The 18,771-nt window shown below is 75.0% G+C and carries 17 protein-coding genes; 10 read left to right on the top strand and 7 right to left on the bottom strand.

What is annotated here, in order from left to right; translation table 11 throughout:
* Positions 1-15: 15 nt before the first annotated feature.
* Positions 16-1,485, top strand: coding sequence for a serine hydrolase domain-containing protein (locus FHX32_RS26460; RefSeq protein WP_167188730.1), 1,470 nt, complete (start codon positions 16-18; stop codon positions 1,483-1,485).
* A gap of 46 nt (positions 1,486-1,531) precedes the next feature.
* Here the strand turns inward: FHX32_RS26460 and FHX32_RS26455 are convergent, their stop codons facing one another.
* Positions 1,532-2,206, bottom strand: a complete 675-nt coding sequence (locus FHX32_RS26455; protein WP_167188727.1) for a response regulator transcription factor — start codon at positions 2,204-2,206, stop codon at positions 1,532-1,534.
* The gene (locus FHX32_RS26450; protein WP_486481326.1) at positions 2,203-3,360 is read right to left on the bottom strand and encodes a sensor histidine kinase; all 1,158 of its coding nucleotides are present in this window, start codon (positions 3,358-3,360) and stop codon (positions 2,203-2,205) included. The genes FHX32_RS26455 and FHX32_RS26450 overlap by 4 nt, the downstream gene beginning before the upstream one ends.
* Before the next feature lie 168 nt (positions 3,361-3,528).
* Here FHX32_RS26450 and FHX32_RS26445 point away from each other — a divergent pair, with 168 nt between their 5' ends.
* The 9 genes from FHX32_RS26445 (at position 3,529) to FHX32_RS26405 (ending at position 14,176) form a co-directional block, all read left to right on the top strand.
* Positions 3,529-4,272: an ABC transporter ATP-binding protein gene (locus FHX32_RS26445; protein ID WP_167188721.1), complete on the top strand. Its 744-nt coding sequence runs from the start codon at positions 3,529-3,531 to the stop codon at positions 4,270-4,272.
* Positions 4,266-6,707 (top strand): FtsX-like permease family protein, encoded by a 2,442-nt coding sequence (locus FHX32_RS26440; RefSeq protein ID WP_167188718.1) that lies wholly within the window; start codon positions 4,266-4,268, stop codon positions 6,705-6,707. Before FHX32_RS26445 ends, FHX32_RS26440 begins: the two co-directional genes overlap by 7 nt.
* A 186-nt stretch (positions 6,708-6,893) precedes the next feature.
* The gene (locus FHX32_RS26435; protein ID WP_167188715.1) at positions 6,894-9,023 is read left to right on the top strand and encodes a M6 family metallopeptidase; all 2,130 of its coding nucleotides are present in this window, start codon (positions 6,894-6,896) and stop codon (positions 9,021-9,023) included.
* Positions 9,024-9,154: 131 nt separating this feature from the next.
* A complete protein-coding gene (locus tag FHX32_RS26430; RefSeq protein WP_167188712.1) occupies positions 9,155-10,795 on the top strand; it encodes an AAA family ATPase in 1,641 nt (546 codons plus the stop codon).
* A gap of 31 nt (positions 10,796-10,826) precedes the next feature.
* On the top strand, positions 10,827-11,279 hold the full coding sequence (locus FHX32_RS26425) for a hypothetical protein (RefSeq protein WP_167188709.1): 453 nt from the start codon (positions 10,827-10,829) through the stop codon (positions 11,277-11,279).
* Positions 11,279-11,491 (top strand): DUF2997 domain-containing protein, encoded by a 213-nt coding sequence (locus FHX32_RS26420; protein ID WP_167188706.1) that lies wholly within the window; start codon positions 11,279-11,281, stop codon positions 11,489-11,491. Before FHX32_RS26425 ends, FHX32_RS26420 begins: the two co-directional genes overlap by 1 nt.
* Complete coding sequence (locus tag FHX32_RS26415; RefSeq protein WP_167188703.1) at positions 11,475-12,338, top strand: helix-hairpin-helix domain-containing protein; 864 nt, start codon at positions 11,475-11,477, stop codon at positions 12,336-12,338. The genes FHX32_RS26420 and FHX32_RS26415 overlap by 17 nt, the downstream gene beginning before the upstream one ends.
* 34 nt (positions 12,339-12,372) lie before the next feature.
* Complete coding sequence (locus FHX32_RS26410) at positions 12,373-13,005, top strand: 4Fe-4S single cluster domain-containing protein (RefSeq protein WP_486481325.1); 633 nt, start codon at positions 12,373-12,375, stop codon at positions 13,003-13,005.
* 106 nt (positions 13,006-13,111) lie between these two features.
* Positions 13,112-14,176 carry a hypothetical protein gene (locus tag FHX32_RS26405; protein WP_167188696.1) on the top strand — a complete coding sequence of 355 codons (1,065 nt, stop codon included), beginning with the start codon at positions 13,112-13,114 and terminating at the stop codon, positions 14,174-14,176.
* On the opposite strand, the gene FHX32_RS26400 is transcribed toward FHX32_RS26405, so the two are convergent.
* The 5 genes from FHX32_RS26400 to FHX32_RS26380 all read right to left on the bottom strand — a co-directional run bounded on the left by FHX32_RS26400 (position 14,068) and on the right by FHX32_RS26380 (position 18,747).
* Positions 14,068-15,561: an amino acid permease gene (locus FHX32_RS26400; protein ID WP_167188692.1), complete on the bottom strand. Its 1,494-nt coding sequence runs from the start codon at positions 15,559-15,561 to the stop codon at positions 14,068-14,070. The genes FHX32_RS26405 and FHX32_RS26400 overlap by 109 nt on opposite strands.
* A gap of 110 nt (positions 15,562-15,671) precedes the next feature.
* The gene (locus FHX32_RS26395; protein WP_167188689.1) at positions 15,672-16,220 is read right to left on the bottom strand and encodes an SOUL family heme-binding protein; all 549 of its coding nucleotides are present in this window, start codon (positions 16,218-16,220) and stop codon (positions 15,672-15,674) included.
* Positions 16,221-16,259: 39 nt separating this feature from the next.
* A complete protein-coding gene (locus FHX32_RS26390) occupies positions 16,260-17,000 on the bottom strand; it encodes a YqeB family protein (protein ID WP_167188685.1) in 741 nt (246 codons plus the stop codon).
* 2 nt (positions 17,001-17,002) lie between these two features.
* Positions 17,003-17,797, bottom strand: a complete 795-nt coding sequence (locus FHX32_RS26385) for an ABC transporter permease (RefSeq protein ID WP_167188682.1) — start codon at positions 17,795-17,797, stop codon at positions 17,003-17,005.
* Positions 17,794-18,747: an ATP-binding cassette domain-containing protein gene (locus FHX32_RS26380; RefSeq protein WP_167188679.1), complete on the bottom strand. Its 954-nt coding sequence runs from the start codon at positions 18,745-18,747 to the stop codon at positions 17,794-17,796. Before FHX32_RS26380 ends, FHX32_RS26385 begins: the two co-directional genes overlap by 4 nt.
* Positions 18,748-18,771: the final 24 nt, after the last annotated feature.

The following is an 18,771-nucleotide window of genomic DNA, read 5'->3' as shown; positions in this document are numbered from 1 at the left end:
AAGGAGCAACCGCTCATGCGTAAGCCGACCGTCCTCGCCCTCGTCGCCGGGCTCGTCGCCACCCTCGCCGGGTTCGGCCTGCGACCCCCCGTACCGCGACTGACCGGGCAGCACACCGGCGACGCCGAACTGGCCGCCACCGTCCGCGCGGCGGTGGCCGACCCGACGGGCCTACGCGGCCTCGCCGTCGCCATCGTGGCGGACGGCCGGGTCCGGGTCGCCGGGCTCGGCGACCGGGAGCCCGGTGGCGCGCCCGTCGAGCCGGGCACCCCCTTCGAGATCGGCTCGGTCACCAAGGGCCTCACCGGCATGCTGCTGGCCCAGCGGATCGCCGCCGGCGCGGTCCGCCCCGACGACCCGCTGGGCACCGCGCTGCCCCGCCTCGACGGCCCGACCACCCAGGTCACCCTCGCCGAGCTGGCCAGCCACCGCTCCGGCCTGCCCCGGCTGGCGCTCGCCCCCACCGACCTGGCCGGCATGTGGTGGGCCAACCTCACCGCCGGCAACCCGTACGGCCGGTGGGACGTCGATCGGATCGTCGCCGCGGCCGGCGACGAGACGCCGGGGGACGGGCGCGGGCGGGTGGACTACTCCAACCTCGGGGTGGCGCTGCTCGGCCAGGCGCTGGCCGCGCAGGCCGGTACCGGCTACCCGGAGCTGCTCGACCGCGAGGTGCTGCGCCCGCTGGGAATGAGCCGAACCGTGGCGGTCACCGACCCGGACGGGCTGCCGGCGGCGCGAGCGGCGGGCACCAGGGCCGGCGGCCGCGCCGCCGACCCCTGGCTGGGCAGCGGCTACGCACCGGCCGGCACCGGCGTGTGGTCGACCGCGGAGGACCTGGCCCGGCTGGTCGGGGCGCTGCTCGCCGGCACCGCCCCGGGCGCCGACGCCACCACCGCCCGGTTCACCGAGGACGACCGCAACCGGGTCGGCTACGGCTGGTTCACCACCCGGTACGACGACCGCGAGGTCGTCTGGCACAACGGCGGCACCGGCGGCTTCCGGGCGTACGTGGGTTTCGAACGGGCCACCGGCCGGGGCGTGGTGGTGCTGGGCAACACCGACCGCGACGTCGACCCGATCGGGCTGCGGCTGCTCGGCGTACCGCCGGCGGCCACCGACGGCGAGGAGAGCCTCGGCCTCCCCGGCTGGGTCGGCGCGGGCCTCGCGGTCGCCTTCACCGTGCTCGGTGGGCTCACCCTGCTGTCGGCGCTCCGACGGGTGCCGGACCGGCTCAGCCTGGCGCCGGCCGTTGGCTGGGCGGTGCTCTACCCCGCCCTCGGTCACCGGCTGGGCGACTGGTCGGTGGTGCCCGGCTGGCTCTGGCCGTTCGGCGTCGGGCTGTCGGCTGCCGGGCTGATCGCGGCCGCGTACCGCTGGCGGGAGCTGCCGACGCTCGCCGGCGCGCGACCGGGGAAGCGGCTGGCCTCCCTCGCCGGGTCGGCGCTCATCGCCGTGCCGCCGCTCGTGGCCGTCGTCAGCTGACCGGGGACGGCACACCCGGCTCGTCGTCCACCCCGGGGGGCACGGCTCAGCCGGGTTCCCGCCCGGCCGGGCCCACCAGCCCGGTCTCGTAGGCGACGATGACCAACTGGGCGCGGTCGCGGACGGCGAGTTTGGTGAGCAGCCGACCCACGTGCGTCTTGACCGTCGCCAGGCTCAGCTGCAGGTGCGCGGCCAGCTCCACGTTGGACAGCCCGCGGGCGATCAGAGTGAGCACCTCGCGTTCGCGTTCGGTCACCCCGTCGAGCCGGCGGGGCAGCGGTCGGGACGGCTCCGCGCGCCGGGCGAACTCGTCGATGAGCCGGCGGGTGACCGTCGGCGCGAGCAGCCCCTCGCCCGCCGCCACCACCCGGATGCCGGCCAGCAGCTCGGCCGGTGGGGTGTCCTTGAGCAGGAACCCGCTGGCCCCGGCGCGCAGCGCGCCGTACACGTACTCGTCCAGGTCGAACGTGGTCAGGATGAGCACCCGGCAGCCCGCCGTGGCGGGATCGGCGCAGATCCGCCGGGTCGCCTCGATGCCGTCCATCTCCGGCATCCGGACGTCCATCAGCACCACGTCCGGACGGTGTCGGGCGGCCAGGGCCACCGCCTCGGCACCGGTTCCCGCCTCGCCGACGGTGGTGCAGCCCCGGTCGAGGTCGACCAGCACCCGGAAGCTGCCGCGCAGCAGCGCCTGGTCGTCGGCGATGAGCACCCGGATCATGCGACGGCCCGGTACGGCAGGCGGGCGCTCACCGCGAACCCGCCACCTGAGCGCGGGCCGGCGGAGAACTCGCCGCCGTGCAGCGTCACCCGCTCCCGCATGCCGGTCAGCCCGTGGCCGTGCCCGGTCATCCGCACCGGGCGCCGGCCGTCGTCGACCACCTCGACGCGTACCTCGCCGGGCGCGACGACGATCGTGGCCCGGCAGGCGGCCGGCGCGGCGTGCTTCACCACGTTGGTGACCGCCTCCTGCACGATCCGGTACGCCGCCAGGCCCACCGACTCCGGCACCGCGCCAACGTCCGGGCCGTCCCGGCGGACGTCGACGTGCACGTCCACCCCGCCGATCGCCGCGCGTTCGGCCAGCCCGGGCAGTTCGTCCAGGCCGGGCGCCGGAGCGTACCCGGCGCCCTCGCGGAGCGCGCCGAGCACCCGGCGGATGTCGGTCAGCGCCGCCCGGCCGGCCTCCTCGATCACCCGCAGCGCGTCCCGGGCCTCGCCCGGTTCGGCGTCGGCGACGTGGTTGGCCACGGCCGCCTTCACCACGATCAGGCTCATCGTGTGGGCCACCACGTCATGCAGCTCGCGGGCCACCCGCAGCCGTTCCTCGGTGACCGCCTGGCGCACCAGCTGCTCGCTCTGCCGGGCGGCCAGCGACCGCCGCTCCCGGACCGACCAGCCCACCAACCACCCCGGCGTGATCATGACAGCGGCGTAGCCGACCGCGCCGGTGCGGGACCACAGGTCACCGGCGGTCGCCGCCAGCGCGGCGCTCACCACCGCCAGGCAGGCCACCGCGCACACCAGCGACCGCAGCGGCGGCGTGGCGACGGCCAACGTGTAGAAGGCCAGCCCGATGGCGAACGCCGGGGCTGCGGCAGCGAAGTCGGGGATCACCCCGGTCGCCAGCGCCGCCGCGGCGGCCAGGCTCACCAGCAGGGCCACGCCGACCGGCCAGCGCCGCCGCACCGCCACCGGCAGCCCGATGACCAGCCCGGTGAGCACCGACGCCCACACCGGTTCCCGGATCCCGCCGCGCAGCGGGGACTCCAGGGCCGCGTACGCGCAGAGCGCCGCACCGACCACCACGGCCAGCACACCGTCCACCAGGTACAGGTCCACCGGCCGCAGTCGCCGGGCAAGCAGCGTGCCCACGGGACAGACGGTAACCGCCGGCCGGGGGCGGCGCGTCCACCCGAGGCAGGTCATCCTCGGGGATGACCCGCCGACCGCGACGGCGCCCGGGTACCGCCGCGGGAGGGCCGGAAAGTGCCGGCCCCGGCACGACGCGCGCGACCCGGCTGCCCCGGCACCGTGGGCGGCATGACGACAGACACGGTGACGCTGACCGGGCTCCGGGCGGTGTACGGCTCGGGCACCCGACGGGTGACGGCGCTGGACGGGGTGACGACCAGCTTCGCGAACGGCACGTTCACGGCGGTGATGGGACCGTCCGGCTCCGGCAAGTCGACCCTGCTGCACTGCGCCGCAGGGCTGGACCGACCGGTGGCGGGGACCGTCACCGTCGACGGTATCCGCCTGGACGACCTGGGCGAGGACGAGCTGACCCGGCTGCGCCGGGACCGGATCGGCTTCGTCTTCCAGGCGGTCAACCTGATCTCCTCGCTGACCGCCGCGCAGAACGTCGAACTGCCGCTGCGGCTGGCCGGCCGACGCCCGGCGGACCGCGACGTCACGGCCGGGCTCGCCGCCGTCGGGCTGATCGACCGGGCCGGGCACCGGCCCAGCGAACTCTCCGGCGGCGAGCAGCAGCGGGTCGCCATCGCCCGGGCCCTGGTCACCCGGCCGGCGGTGGTCTTCGCCGACGAGCCCACCGGCGCGCTGGACAGCGCCGCGTCCCGGCAGGTGCTGCGGCTGCTGCGGGCGCTGGTCGACGAGCACGGGCAGACGGTCGTCATGGTCACCCACGACCCCGCGGCCGCCGCGTACGCCGACCGGGTGCTGCTGCTCGCCGACGGCCGCCTCGCCGACGAGCTGACCGGCCCGCTCACCGCCGCGTCCGTCGCCGCCCGGATCGCCGACGCGATCCCGGAGCCGTCGTGCTGACCGCCCGGCGCTCGGCCGGCGCGTTCGTGGCCGTCGCCGTCGGTGTCGCGCTGGTCTTCGCGAGCACGCTGCTGCTGGCATCCGGGCGGCCGCGGACGCCGGAGCGGCTGGCCGGGGCCGCCGTGATGATCGCCAGTCCGGAGGCGCACTCACCCGCCGACCCCTTCCCGCCCACCCGGCCCTGGTCGTCGGCGCGCGCGAGCGAACTCGTGACGCGGCTGGCCGGGCTGCCCGGCGTCGCGGCGGCCGTGCCGGACCGGACGTTCTACGCCCAGCCGCTCGTGGCCGGCCGTCCCCCGGCCACCGACGGCCAGCGGCAGGACGCCCACCAGGGACACGGCTGGTCCAGCACCCGCCTCGGCGGGCCGGGGTTGACGGCGGGCGCGCCGCCCCGACAGCCGGACGAAGTGGTCGTCGACGCCGCGCTCGGCCTGCGCCCCGGTGACCCGGTCACCCTGCTGACCGCGCGCGGGCCGCGGGCGTACACCGTCACCGGCCTGCTCGACGCGCCGGGCGTGCACGTGGCCGACGAGGTGGCCGCCACCCTCGCCCCCGGGGTCGGCGTCATCGGTCTCCTGCTGGCGCCGGGCGCCGACCCCGACCGGGTCGCCGCCGCCGCGCGCGGCGTCGTGGCCGGTGACGGCCGGGTCCTCACCGGCGACGAGCGGGGCCGGCTGGAACCGCGGGCGGACGCGCGTACCCGGTGGATCGGCATGCAGGTGCTCACCGCCACCGCCGCGCTCGCCGGCTTCGTCACGGTCTTCGTGGTCGCCGCCGCGTTCGCCTACGCCGTCGCGCAGCGCCGCCGGGACCTGGCGCTGCTGCGCGCTGTCGGAGCCACCCCTCGCCAGGTCCGCCGGATGCTGCACCGGCACGCCCTGGTGGTGGGCGCCGGCGGGGCGGTCGTCGGGTTGCTGGTCGGGGCCGCGCTCGCCCCGACGGTGGGCCGGCTGCTGGTCGACGTCGGCTTCGAGCCGGCGACCTTCCGCCTCCGGTACACCCTCTGGCCGGTCGCGGTCTCGTTGGTGGCCGGGCCGGTGATCGCGCTGCTGGCCGTGTGGGCGGCGTCCCGGCGGGCCGCGCGGGTACGGCCGCTGGAGGCGCTGCGCGGGGCGGCCGTGGAGCAGCGGCCGATCGGGCGGGTGCGGGCGGTGGCCGGCGGGCTGCTCGTCGCCGCCGGTGCGGCGCTCGGGGTCGCGACCGCCACCAGCGCCGACGCGCAGGAGGGGGCGTCGTCGGCGCTGCTCGCGGTGATGGCGCTGGTCACCGGTGCGGCCGCGCTCGCCCCGGTGTTCGTCGGGCCGCTCGTCCGGCTGCTGCATCCGCCGGCGTGGCGGCGTGCCGGCGCCATCGGGCTGCTGGTACGCGCCGGGGCCTCGACCGCCACCCGGCGCACCGCGTCAACCGCCGCCCCGGTCCTGCTCACCGTCGCCTTCGCCGTGCTGGTGTCCGGAATGGTGCAGACCTCCACCGCCGTGTACGCGGCCGGCCGGATGAGCGTCGTGAACGCCGACTGGGTGCTCCTGCCGGACCGGGCCCCCGGCCTCGCCGACCCGGCGGTCGCCGCGGCTGGCGGCGCGTCGGTCCTGCCGACCACGGTGTTCGTACCCGCGGACCCACCGGCGGACGGGATCCGCCCGCTGACCGCGCTCGGCGTCGAACCGGCGGCGTTCGGCACGGCGAACCGGGCCCTCACCGTCCTCGCCGGCTCCCTGGCCGACCTGCGCGGCGACGACGCCGTGGTGCTCAGCGCCTCGGCGGCCGGGACGACCGCGCTGCCCGCCCGGCCCTTCCCGGTGGTCTTCGCCGACGGGGAACGGGTGCCGCTGCGGGTCGTCGCCGTGGTGACCGACGACTCGCTCCCCGGCGACCTGCTCCTGTCCCGCTCCGCCGTCCGGGCGCACGATCCGTCGGCGCTGACCTCCGCGGTGTACCTGACGGCGCCGGTCGACCCACCCGCCGGCGCCCGGGTGGTCGACGTCGCCACCTGGGCCGCCGAGGCGGACCAGGCGGAGGACCGGTTGGTCTGGCTGGCCACTCTGCTGCTGATCGCGGTGACGGCCGGCTACGGGGGGATCGCGGTGGTCAACACGCTGCTGGCGGCCGCCGCCGGCCGGGCCGCCGACCTGCGGCTGATCCGGCTGGCCGGGGCGACCCGGCGCCAGGTGCTGCGGCTGGTCACCGCGGAGTCGACGCTGGTGGTGACGCTCGGCGCGCTGCTCGGCGGGGCGGTCGCGTTCGCCGGCCTGGTCAGCATCCGGGCCGGCCTCGCCGAGCAGGTCGGCGCGCCGGTCGACCTCGTCGTCCCGTGGCCGGTGGTCGGCGGCGTCGTCGGGCTGTGCCTCCTGCTCGCCCTCGCGGCGAGCGTCGTACCCGCCTGGCGGCTGCTGCGCCGGGGGTCCGTTGTGCGGACCGTCGGGGACCACCGTTCGTGACGCAGATGTGACCTGACAGGTCCTCGTGTTCGCGCGTCCCAAGTGGTCTTCTGAGAGGCGAAAAGCCCAGGTCAGGGGCGGGTTCGTCGCAGCGTCAGACGACCTGGAAACGTTACATCGGAATCGTTGGATCGACGACCGGGCGGCCCGATCCGGCCCGGTCAGCACCGGCAGGAGGCAACCCGCGTGCGAACGAGACGACTGAGTCGGATCGCGGTCGCGGCGGCGGGCGTCACCACGCTCGCCTTCACCGTGTCCGTACCGGCACAGGCGAACGACCACGAGAATCTTCCCGGCGAGCCGACCATCACGCTGCCGATCAACGACAGCGCGGCGGGCGGCACCTACAACCAGAACTTCACCCGGGCGTACGCCAACACCACCCCCGACGGCACCCCGGTCTACATCTACGTCCCGGCCGGCACCCCGCTGGACGGCACCGCGCCGGCCGGCGTGGCCAGCCTGGACCCGCAGTTCGACCACAACCCGGCCGACGGGTTCACCCCGTGCGCCACCGCCACCGCGGCGCAGTTCACCCTCACCCAGGCGCAGATCGACTACGTCGGCGACAAGCTGGCCAACCAGATCGTCGCGGTGGACGAGGAACACTTCGGTCCGATGGACGCCGCCGACCCGGACGAGCCGGCCAGCGACTCGCTCGTGATGGTCGTCTACAACGTCCAGGACGACGCCTACTACGACTGCGCCGTCACCTCGTACACCGCCGGCTACTTCGCCCCGGACTTCATCGACAGCAGCGGGATGAACGTCATCGTGGTCGACGCCCTCGACTGGGCCAACCGGGTCGGGCCGAACGACGCCCCCTGGCGGGACGCCAACCCGGCCAACGACCGCCCCGAGCTGTACGAGGGCACCGTCGCCCACGAGCTGGAGCACCTGCTGCACAACTACAGCGACCCGGGCGAGCTGTCCTGGGTGGACGAGGGCCTGGCCGACTTCGCCATCTTCCTCAACGGCCTGGACGCCGGCGGTTCGCACCTGAGCAACCACCAGGTCTTCTACGAGGAGACCTCGCTGACCCGCTGGGGCGGCACGCTGGCCAACTACGGCGCCGCTTTCACCTACTTCCAGTACCTCTGGGAGCAGGCCGGCGGCAATGGCGACGGCACCTTCACCCCGGACAAGCAGTACGACGGCGCCGGCGGCGACCTGCTGATCAAGACGATCTTCGAGGAGCAGGCCGACGGGATGACCGGCGTGCAGAACGCCATCGACGCGTTCAACGCCGCCACCGGTGCCAACCTGCGCAGCGCCGAGGCCCTGTTCCGGGACTGGTCCGTCGCCGTCTACCTGGACGACGAGGACTCGCCGGTCTACGACATCAAGGCCTTCGACTTCGGTGACCCGGCCGACACCTCGTGGACCATCGACATCGCCGACGACGTGTTCTGGGCGGGCCGCGGCAGCTACCAGGGCGCCACGCCAGAGGCCAAGTGGGCGCGGCTGAAGAACCGGCCCGACACCACCGCCGTGCCGTTCGGCCTGTCGGTCGAGCGGTTCCGCAACCCCGGCCCCACCGTCGAGCTGGCCTTCGACGGCGACGACGAGACCGTCATCGCCCCGCACACCGGCACCACCCACTGGTACGCCGGCTACGAGAGCCAGTCCGACAACATCCTCGACGTCACCACCTCCGGCCCGGTCACCTCGCTGGACTTCTGGAGCTGGTACTTCATCGAGGAGGGCTGGGACTACGGCTTCGTCGAGGCGCTCGTCGGCGGCGAGTGGGTGACCGTGCCGGTGCGCAACGACGCGGGCACCGTGGTCACCACCGACACCGACCCGCACGGCAACAACACCGAGGGCAACGGCCTGACCGGCACCTCCGGTGGCGCGTACTTCGTGGACGACCCGGTCTACGTGCACCTCACCGCCGACCTGCCGGCCGGCACGACGGACGTGCGGTTCCGCTACTCCACCGACGCCGCCTACCTGGACACCGGTTGGTTCGTCGACGACGTCCGGGTCAACGGGGCCGCCGCCACGGTCACCTCGGCGGCCGGCGAGTGGTTCGCCACTTCCGGCGTGCAGGACAACAACTGGACCGTGCAGGTGGTCGCCGGCTGCGACCTGACCCCGGGCACCACGTCGGCGGGGGAGAGCACCGACGGCGCGGGCACCTGGGTCTACCGCTCCATCGGTGACCGGTTCACCGCCGCCGGCCTGCAGACCAGGTGCGCCAACGGCAACCAGGACGACTTCGCCGTCCTGATCTCCAACCTGCCCACCGGCGACCTGACCTACCTCGACGCGGACTACACCTTCCGGGTCGGCAACACCGGCAACAACCGATAGCACCACCCCATAACCGGTGGGCCCGTGCCGCAGGTCGGCGCGGGCCCACCGGCCGTTCCGGGGACCCCCTCCTCGATCTTGGACTGCTAGGGTCTGCGCAGCTCGCACGCACTTCCGGGGAGGGACCGCCGGTGGCGGTGGGATTCCGCGACGCACTGTCACAACTACTCAAGGCACGTTTCCCCATCCTCTACGTCGAGTCGTTCGAGGAACAGCGGGTCATCGCCGAGGTGTGCGCGGTGGCGCGCGACGCCACGCTCGTCCGGACGCCCCGCGCCATCTGGACCTGGTCGGCGACCACCGGGCTCGTGCAACCCGACGGGGCCGCACGCAAGGGCACCACCGACCCGACGGACGCGCTCGACGCGGCGCTGCGGATCGACCAGCCGAGCGTACTGATCTTCAAGGACCTGCACCCGGCGCACGGCGGCGGTGACCGGCCGGGCACTCCCGGCGTGGTCCGCCGGCTACGGGACCTGGTGGCGGCCTTCAAGTCCGGTCCGGTGCCGCGCACGCTGGTGCTGATCTCACCGGTGCTGCACCTCCCGGCGGAGCTGGAGAAGGACGTGACGATCGTCGACTTCCCGCTCCCCACCGAGGCGGAGATCCGGCAGGTGTTGGACGGGATCATCGGCGCGAACTCCGCCAGCGGCCGGATCCGGATGGCCCTGGACGATCTCGGGCGGGAGCGGTTCGCCAAGGCCGCTCTCGGACTGACCCTGCACGAGGCGGAGAACGCCTTCGCCCGAGCCATGGTCAACGACGGAGTGCTCGACGGCCGCGACCTCGCGGTGGTGCACGAGGAGAAGCGGCAGACGGTCCGCAAGTCGGGGCTGCTGGAGTTCGTCGACGTGTCGGTCAACCTCGGTGACGTCGGCGGCTTGGAGAACCTGAAGCGGTGGCTGGCCAAGCGGAACGGCTCCTGGCTGGCCGAGGCGGCGGCGTACGGGCTGCCCGCGCCGCGCGGCGTCCTGATCACCGGTGTGCCGGGCTGCGGCAAGTCGCTGACCGCGAAGGCGATCGCCGCCGCCTGGGGGCTGCCGCTGCTGCGGCTGGACGTCGGCCGGGTCTTCGCCGGGCTGGTCGGCTCCAGCGAGCAGAACATGCGCACGGCCATCCGGACCGCCGAGGCCACCGCACCCTGCGTGCTCTGGGTGGACGAGATCGAGAAGGGCTTCGCCGGCGGCGCCGGCGACTCCGGCACGTCCGCGCGCGTCTTCGGCTCGTTCCTGACCTGGATGCAGGAGAAGAGCCGCCCGGTCTTCGTCATCGCCACCGCCAACGACTTCGAGGGGCTGCCCCCCGAACTGCTCCGCAAGGGGCGGTTCGACGAGGTCTTCTTCGTGGATCTGCCGACCCGCGCGGAGCGGGCGTCGATCTGGCGGGTCCACCTGACCCGGCGGCTGCGAAATCCGGCCGTGGCCGGCGTCCTGACCGTGGACGACGCCCTGCTCGGTGAGCTCGCCGAGTTCAGCGAGGGCTACTCGGGAGCCGAGATCGAGCAGGCCGTCGTCGGCGGGCTCTTCGACGCGTTCTCCGAACGGCGCCCGCTGCGCCGGGAGGACCTGGTCCGCGCCCTGGGCGCCATGGTGCCGCTCAGCGTCACCCAGGCCGAGCGGATCGACGCCGTACGCTCCTGGGCCGACACCCGCGCCGTCGCCGCGACCGCGGCCGAGGACTGGGACCTCGGCGGCCGTCGCGGCGGCCCGGGCGCCGACCGCCCCGGCGCTCCCCCGCAGCGTGGCCACGGCGGACGGGCGGTCGAGTTCTAGTGTGTACGTCCTCAGGAGGGGGAGGGGCCGGATGAGCGTCTCGTTGATACTGCTGCCGCTGGCCGTCGCCGCCGTCGCCACCGCCCACGGTGTCACCGCCGGGCGGAACCAGGACGGCCGGGTGGTCTGCCAGGTGCAGACCCGGATGCGGGACGAGACCCTGCTCGCCGCCGCGCTCCGGGACACCGACGCGGTGGTGGCCACCGACCACGGCGGGCTCACCGCGGACTGGGCCGGCGTGCGAGCGGTCTTCCAGCGCGGCGAGGACGGCGTCTGGTCGGCGCACTTCACCGGCGAGGTCGACGAGCGGCGGGCGGTCGAGGTCGTCCGGGCGATCGACGCCGCCTACGGCCGGCAGGTGCAGCGGGCCGTGCTGGAGCGGCTGCGGCAGCAGGCTCCCGCCGCCGGCCTCCGGCTGGAGTCCGAGGAGGTCACCGAGGACGCCGCCGTCCGCCTGGTGTTCGCCGTGGAGGGCAGGTCGTGATGAGCGAGCCGCAGCGGATCGTGGTCACCGTGAACAGCGAGGGCGTGGTGAGCGCCGAGACGAAGGGCCTGCTCGGCGACCGGTGCCTCGACTACGTCGCCGTGCTGGAGGACCTGCTCGCCGCCCGCGCGGTGAGCAGCGCCTACACCGCCGACCGCGACCGCGCCCCGGTGGCCGCCCGAGAGGAGGAACGCGATGTCGAGCGTGCCTAGTCCGGGCTGGCCGCCGCCCCCCGCGGGCCCGGGGGTGAGCCTCAAGTGGCGGGTGCTGCACAGTTGGTGGCTGCTCCTGCCCGTGCTCGGGTTCAGCTGCCTCGGCGGCTTCGGGTTCATCTACGTGGGACTGCGTGCCCGGCGCCCGGCGTGGTGGATCCCGGGCATCGTCTACACGGTGCTGGGTTGGACGGCCTTCATACTGGTCGGTGAAGCCGAGCAGGGCAGCGCCACCAACAACTGGAGCGTCGGGTTGGTGCTGGCGGTCTGGATGGGCAGCATCCTGCACGCCGCGCTGATCAACTCGTCGTGGTTGCGCTGGCGGGCCGGCTACCGTCCCTGGTACGCCCAGCCGGCGGCGGCGTGGCGCGGCGGCCCGTATCCGCCCGGCACCCTGGCCCCGCCGCCCGGCGCCCCACCGGCTCACCCGGTCGTGCCGGTCGCCGGGCCCACCTCGCCGGCGCACCCGCCCGCGCCCGGCACGAGCTTCGGGCCGCACGACGCCTACTACGGCGCGGGCCCGGTCGCGGCTGTGCCGCAACCCGGTCAGGCGGCCGTGCCGCAACCCGCCCCGCCGGTGTCGGAGCAGCCGCCCGGCCGGCCGATCGACGTCAACACCGCCGGGGCGGACGAGTTGGCCGCGCTGCCGGGCTTCGACCCGCACCGGGCCGGGCACGTACTGGCCGAACGCGGCCGGCGTGGCGGGTTCGGCAGTCTGGCCGAGTTCGCTGCCGCCGCCAACCTGGCACCCCACGAGTACGCGCGACTGCGGGACCTCCTGGTCTGCGCCCCGCCCCCCGGACCCCCGCCCGGGCAACCACGGCACGGCCGCGTACTCGATGTCTGATCGCCCGGAACCCCGACGGTCCCGAGCCGGGACCGTGTCGCTGGCCCGGTTCCTCGCCCGCACCCGGGCCGAGGGACCGGGCGAGCGCACCGCCGTCTGGGTGCAGGGCTGCACCATCCGCTGCCCCGGGTGCTTCAACCCGCACATGTGGACCTTCCGTGGTGGGGAGCAGGTCATCCCGGGTGACCTGGTCCGCCGGGTGCTCGACGCCGACACCGAGGGGCTCACGCTGCTCGGCGGCGAACCTTTCGACCAGGCGGCAGCGCTGGCCACGGTCGCAGCGGGAGTTCGCGCCGCCGGCCGGTCGGTGATGACCTTCACCGGCTACACGCGGGAGCAACTGCGGCACGCCGTCGACGCCGGCCGCGACGATCTGGCGGCCCTGCTCGACCAGACGGACCTGCTCGTCGCCGGGCCGTTCCGGCGCGACCGGATCGACGCCGCGCGACCCTGGGTGGGCTCGACCAACCAGGAGTTCGTCCTGTTGAACGACCGCTTCCCGGGCCTGCTCGACGCGGTGGCGACCAGCCCGGACCGGGTGGAGATCACCGTCGACGCCGGCGGAGGGCTCGCCGTCAACGGCTGGGCCGAGATGGACGTCCTCGACGAGTTGCTGGCCTCGGTGGGCCGCCCCCAGGCCGGGCGGGCACGCGCGGACCGCCGCTAGTCGCGGAAGGCCGGTGGCCGCGGTCTTCGGGCCGCGTGGGGTGGGCGCGCCGCACCGGGGGTCGGTCGGGACGACAAGGCACCCGCTGAGCGGCTACCGTCCCGGCATGCGCACGGTACGCCCCGCCGGTCTCCTCCTCGCCGCCGTCGCGGCGGTGCTCTGGGCGCTCGGCATGACCGTCCTGCAACCGCTGACCGAGCAGGTCGGGCCGTGGCCCGAGGCGCTGCGCGGCAACAACGCCTACTGGGCCCGCGACCTGCGCTTCGTGGCGATCGTCGGGGCGGTGGCGGGGCTCGTGCTGGCCGGCGGCGGAAACCGGCGGTGGACGGTTCCGGCGGTGCTGCTGGGCGGCGGGTGGCTGGCCGCCGACGTGGCCGTCGACCGGGCCGACCCCACCGGAGCGGGTTTCAGCGTGCTGCTCGCCGCCGCCGGGTGCGCGGCCGTCGCCGGCACCGCCGCTCTCGCCGTACGCCGGCAGCGCGGTGGCCGCGATCGGCGGGCGCTGGTCGCCACCGCCTGCGTAACCGGGATGTCGGTGCTGATCGCCGCCGGCATCGAGTCACCGACCGACCGGGAGCCGGAACTGAACCGGGCGGCGGTCGTCACCAGCCTGCTGCTGCTCGCACTGACCCTCGGCTGCGCGTTGGCGGCGGCCCCGGGGTGGCATCCGGCCCGGCAGCGGCTGGCGGTCGGGATCGGTGCGGCGGCGGCCGCCGGTGTCCTGCTGGTGCGGGCGGTTCCGCCCGGCCCGCGGTTCCTGCCGGGAGTGCTGCTCGGCGCGGTGCTGCTGACCGGGGTGACCCTGCTGGCCTGGGACTGGCCGGACGGGCGCCCGGTCTGGCGGTGGCACGCCCTCGCCGCCCTGGCCGCCCTGCTCGGCCCGTACGCGATGCTGCTTATCGTGATCATCGGCACGCTGCCGCTCAACCCGGGCGCGCCGCTGACCGCGCTGGCCGGCAACACCGCCATCAACAGCGCCGACTCCGACGTGCTCTACTCGCTGTCCGGCGTGCTCGCCGGCCTCGGGATGGCGCTGCTGCTGGCCTTCCCGCCCGCCCTCGGCTACCGCCCGGCCGGCCCGGCACGTCCCGCCGGCCCCGCTGGACCGGACGGGCCGGAAGGGCCGGACGGGCCGGACGCGCTGCGCCGGGCCAGCACCGACCGGCGGTAGCCGTAGCCGGCGTAGATCAACGCACCGATCACGAACCAGACAGCGAACCGCAGCCAGGTCTCCGGCGCCAGGAAGGTGATCAGCCAGACCGAGAAGAGCGCGCCGATCGCCGGCACCACCGGCATGCCCGGCAGCCGGAACGTGCGCGGCGCGTCGGGGCGGCGGTAGCGCAGCACGATCACCGCGACGCAGACCACCACGAAGGCCAGCAGGATGCCGATGTTGGTCAGCTCCGCCGCCTCGCGGATCGGCAGGAATCCGGCGATCAACGCCGAGCCGATCCCGACGATCCAGGTCACCCGGGTGGGCACCCGGCGTACCGGGTGCAGCTTGCCGAACCACGCGGGCAGCAGGCCGTCCCGGCTCATCGAGAACCACACCCGGGTCACGCCGAGCATGAAGGTGAACATCACCGTCAGGATGCCGATGATCGCGCCGACCGCGATCACGCTGGCCAGCCCGGACAGGCCCACCGAGGCGAAGGCGGAGGAGAAGCCGCTCTCCGGGTCGATGTCCCGGTAGTTCTGCATGCCGGTCAGCACCAGGGTGGCCAGCACGTACAGGACCATCGAGATGGCCAGCGAGTAGATGATCGCCTTCGGCATGTGCCGGCGGGCGTCCCGGGACTCCTCGGCGGCGGTGCTCATCGCGTCGTAGCCGAAGACCGCGAAGAAGACGGTGGCCGCGCCGGTGAACGCCCCGCTCAGCCCGAACGGGAAGAACGGCGAGTAGTTCGCCGTCCTGACGTAGAAGAAGCCGACCACGATCACCAGCAGCACCACGGCGACCTTCAGCCCGACGACGAACGTCTCGAACTGGGCGGCCGTCTTGATGCCCCGGTTGAGCAGGTAGGCGATCAGCAGGCAGAGCACCACCGCGAAGAGGTCGACCACGTGCCCGTCGCCGGTGCCCGGCGCGCCGAGCATCCAGGCCGGCAGCTCCAGTCCCAGCTCGCCGACGAGGAAGCTGAAGTAGCCGGAGATGCCGATCGCCACCACCGCCACGATCGCGGTGTACTCCAGCAGCAGGTCCCAGCCGATGAACCAGCCCACCGCCTCGCCGAGCACCGCGTAGCCGTAGGTGTAGGCCGAGCCGGCCTTCGGGATCATGCCGGCGAACTCCGCGCACGACAGCGCGGCGGCCGCGCTGGCCAGGCCGGCGATCAGGAAGGACACCAGCACCGCCGGGCCGGCCGTCTCGCTGGCCACCGCGCCGGCCAGGGCGAAGATGCCCGCGCCGATGATGCCGCCGACGCCGATCGCGGTGAGCTGCCACAGCCCGAGGGACCGGGACAGCTGCTCCCCGCTGGTGTCGGCGATCTCCTCGACCGGCTTGCGCCGGAAGATGCCGCTGCCACCGCCCGCGACGCCGCTTCCGGAGGTCATCGTCGTCCCCCTTCCCGGTCCCGCCCGGCGCGGGACGCGTCCTGCGGTACCCGCACCCGGCCCGTGCAAATCTCCAACGAGGAGCGTGGCCGGCGAGGTGTGCGCCCGGCTCACTCGGCGACCGGGAGCACCACCTCGTTGCGGCGCAGGAACCAGGGTTTCCAGGGCGGATCGAAGCGGGCGTAGCGGACGGCGCCGGCCGGGCGCAGCCCGGCGGCGGTGACCGCCCGGCCCAGCGCGGTGGCCCGCCGGTCGAACTCCCGCGCCGTCCACCGGCCGGCGAACCGGACGGCGGCGGCGAGCTGCTCGGGGATCTCCCGGGTCCGCACCCGGGGATCGGCGGGCTCGGGCAGGGTGGCCGCGGTGAACCGGGCCGGCAGCACGAACCGCACCAGCCAACTGCCCGGGCGGTCCCCCTCCTCCTGCACCACCGGCGCCGTCATCGCGATCGTCTGCGCCCCGGCCCGCTGCGCGCCCGGAGCGCCCGCGCGGGGCCGGTTGGCGCCGCCGAGGTACGCGGCCAGCGGCCGGAACGCCTCGGCGGCGACCCGTTCGAAGGTCCCCTCGACCTGCATCTCGGCCACCAGGTGGGCCGGATAGCGGCGCAGCTCGAAGCCGGGTTGCCGCGCCACCACCCGGTACGGCTGCTGCTCGGTCATCGTGCGCTCCCCGCGCCCAGGGCCCCGTCGTCAGCAACGCTACCGTTCGTCGACCTCCCGCTCACCGGAAGTCGCCGGGTCCGGCCCGGGTACCGCCGATCGGGTCAGCCGCCAGTACTGGCGCTTGCCGTCGTCGCGGATCACCACCCCCAGCCGGGCCAGTTCCCCGCGCAGCTCCCGGATCTCGCCACCCTTGTCGTCGTCCAGGGCGCGCTGGCGGGCCCGCAGCAGCGCGTCCGCCCCGGTCGGCAGACCCGGCAGCCCCGGCACCCACCGCCGGTACGCGTCCCGGTACGGGTCGCCGTCGGTCCACGGCCAGCCGTGCCCGCGGAACGCGGCGGACAGCCGCCCGGCGGACAGGTCCGACCGCTCCCGGGCCAGGTCCTCGTCGTCGACGCCGAGCAGCACGAGGTCCTTGCCGTCGACGAAGACCGCCCGGGTCGCCCGTCGCTCGACGTCCCGCTCCGCGCCGCCGCGGCGCAGCCGGACCCGTTCCACGTCGACGGTGACGACCAGCCGTTCCGCGGCGCCGACGGCGCCGAGCACCAACCCGCCCAGCGCGCCGACCGCCAGCCCGCCGACGCCGGCCTGCGGGTCGGGCAGCCGGTCGACGACGCCGAACAGTTGCTGCGCCGGTGCCCAGGGCAGGTCGGCGATCCAGCCGGCGAACCGGGCGAGCAGCGCGCCGGCCCCGGCGCCGGCCGCCGGCAGGCCCACCCAGAGGACCGCCAGCTCGCTCGCGCCGCCGTCGACCCGGGTGGGCGCGCCGTAGCCCGCCATGCTCAGGACACCTCGCGGCGCAGCGTACGGACCAGGCCGGCGACCAGCGGCACGACCAGCCAGACCAGCAGCGACACCCCGAGCCGGCCCCACTGCTCGCCGGTGACGTCCGGGGTCAGCAGCGGCTCCATGGTGCGCCCGGTGTCCAGCCAGCCGGCCGGCCCGCGCAGCGGCCGGACCAGTTCACCGAGGATCGACCAGAGCGTCGGCAGCACCAGGTAGGTGACGATGGCCAGCGGGGTGTTCAGCAGCAGCAGGCCGAAGCCGGCGCCCATCAGCACGCCGGCCACCTGGAGCACCACCGCGTTCAGCAGCAGCGACCCCTCGATCCGCCAGGTGCCGACGCCGCCGGTGGCCCCGGCGACCAGCGTGCCGGCGGCGGCCACCGCCAGGCTGGCCAGCACCGACGCCAGCGCGGCCAGCACCACCGCGGCCAGCTTCGCGGCGATCACCCGCTCCCGCCGGGGCACCAGGGCGTACGTGGTGAGCGCGGTGCGCTGCGACCACTCGCCGGTGATCGACAGGATGCCGAGCACCGGCAGCAGGATGCCGACCGGCAGCAGCGAGGGGACGAAGAAGTTGGTGAAGGTCTGGTCCGCGTCCTCGGCGTAGATCAACTGGAGGACGACGATGGCGGCGGCGACCAGCCCGATGGTGACCAGCAGCCAGAACCCGGCCCGGGTGTCCACGAGCTTGCGCAGCTCCACCCCGGTGAGCCGGAGCAGGGACGGCCGGCGTACGCCCGGGTGGCGCCGGGAGGTGGCGGCGGGTGCGGTGGCGACGGTGCTGGTGGTCATCGGACGATCTCCCTGGTCGGCTGGCCGGTGGTGCGGCTGTCGCCGGCACCGGGGTTCGCGCCGGCACCGTTCGGTTCGCCGGCGGTGAGGGTGAGGAAGAGTTGCTCCAGGCCGCCGCCGTCGGCGGGGCGCAGCTCGGTGAGCGCGACGCCGGCGTCGGCGGCGGCCTGGCCGACGGCCTCGGCCTCGGCGTGCACCAGCAGCCCCCCGTCGGCGCCACCGGTCACGTCGAGGCCGGCCGCGTCGAGTGCCCGGCGCAGGGCCTGCTGGTCCCGGGCACGCACCCGGGTGCCGGCGCCGGCCAGCAGCTCGGCCTTGTCGCCCTGGGCCACGATCCGGCCGCCGCCGATCACCACCAGCCGGTCGGCCACCGCCTCCACCTCGCGCAGCAGGTGGGAGGAGAGCAGCACGGTGCCGCCCCGGTCGGCGAAGTCGCGCAGCAGGCCGCGCATCCAGAAGATGCCCTCGGGGTCGAGGCCGTTGGCCGGCTCGTCGAGGATCAGCACCCGGGGATCGCCCAGCAGCGCGTGCGCCAGGCCCAGCCGCTGCCGCATGCCCAGCGAGTACGCCCGCACCCGGCGCTTCGCGGCGGCCCCGTCCAAGCCGACCAGGTCGAGCTTGGCGGCCACCTCGCCGCGGTCCACGCCCATCAGCTGGGCGGCGACGGTCAGCGCCTCCCGGCCGGTCCGCCCGGCGTGCTGGGCCGAGGCGTCCAGCAGCACGCCCACCTCGCGCCCGGGGTTGGGCAGCTGCCGGTAGGGGCGTCCGCTGACCGTGCTGCCGCCGGCGGTCGGCGGGGTGAGCCCGCAGATCATTCGCATGGTGGTGGACTTGCCGGCGCCGTTCGGGCCGAGGAAGCCGGTGACCGTGCCCGGCTCGCAGCGGAACGACACGTCGTCGACGGCGGTGTGCCGCCCGTACCGCTTGCTGAGGTGTTCGACGGTGATCATGCCGACGACCCTGCCGGAGCCGGT

Source organism: Micromonospora sp. CNZ280 (genome assembly GCF_011759515.1).
The sequence above is the reverse complement of the archived record's forward strand: the minus strand, read 5'-3'. Positions and strand labels throughout refer to the sequence as shown.

Bases quoted from the DNA above. Each gene is read 5' to 3' on its own strand.
- FHX32_RS26460 (WP_167188730.1), top strand. From the start codon at position 16: ATGCGTAAGCCGACCGTCCTCGCCCTCGTCGCCGGGCTCGTCGCCACC.
- FHX32_RS26455 (WP_167188727.1), bottom strand. From the start codon at position 2,206: ATGATCCGGGTGCTCATCGCCGACGACCAGGCGCTGCTGCGCGGCAGC.
- FHX32_RS26445 (WP_167188721.1), top strand. From the start codon at position 3,529: ATGACGACAGACACGGTGACGCTGACCGGGCTCCGGGCGGTGTACGGC.
- FHX32_RS26425 (WP_167188709.1), top strand. From the start codon at position 10,827: ATGAGCGTCTCGTTGATACTGCTGCCGCTGGCCGTCGCCGCCGTCGCC.
- FHX32_RS26420 (WP_167188706.1), top strand. From the start codon at position 11,279: ATGAGCGAGCCGCAGCGGATCGTGGTCACCGTGAACAGCGAGGGCGTG.
- FHX32_RS26415 (WP_167188703.1), top strand. From the start codon at position 11,475: ATGTCGAGCGTGCCTAGTCCGGGCTGGCCGCCGCCCCCCGCGGGCCCG.
- FHX32_RS26405 (WP_167188696.1), top strand. From the start codon at position 13,112: ATGCGCACGGTACGCCCCGCCGGTCTCCTCCTCGCCGCCGTCGCGGCG.
- FHX32_RS26400 (WP_167188692.1), bottom strand. From the start codon at position 15,561: ATGACCTCCGGAAGCGGCGTCGCGGGCGGTGGCAGCGGCATCTTCCGG.
- FHX32_RS26395 (WP_167188689.1), bottom strand. From the start codon at position 16,220: ATGACCGAGCAGCAGCCGTACCGGGTGGTGGCGCGGCAACCCGGCTTC.
- FHX32_RS26390 (WP_167188685.1), bottom strand. From the start codon at position 17,000: ATGGCGGGCTACGGCGCGCCCACCCGGGTCGACGGCGGCGCGAGCGAG.
- FHX32_RS26385 (WP_167188682.1), bottom strand. From the start codon at position 17,797: ATGACCACCAGCACCGTCGCCACCGCACCCGCCGCCACCTCCCGGCGC.
- FHX32_RS26380 (WP_167188679.1), bottom strand. From the start codon at position 18,747: ATGATCACCGTCGAACACCTCAGCAAGCGGTACGGGCGGCACACCGCC.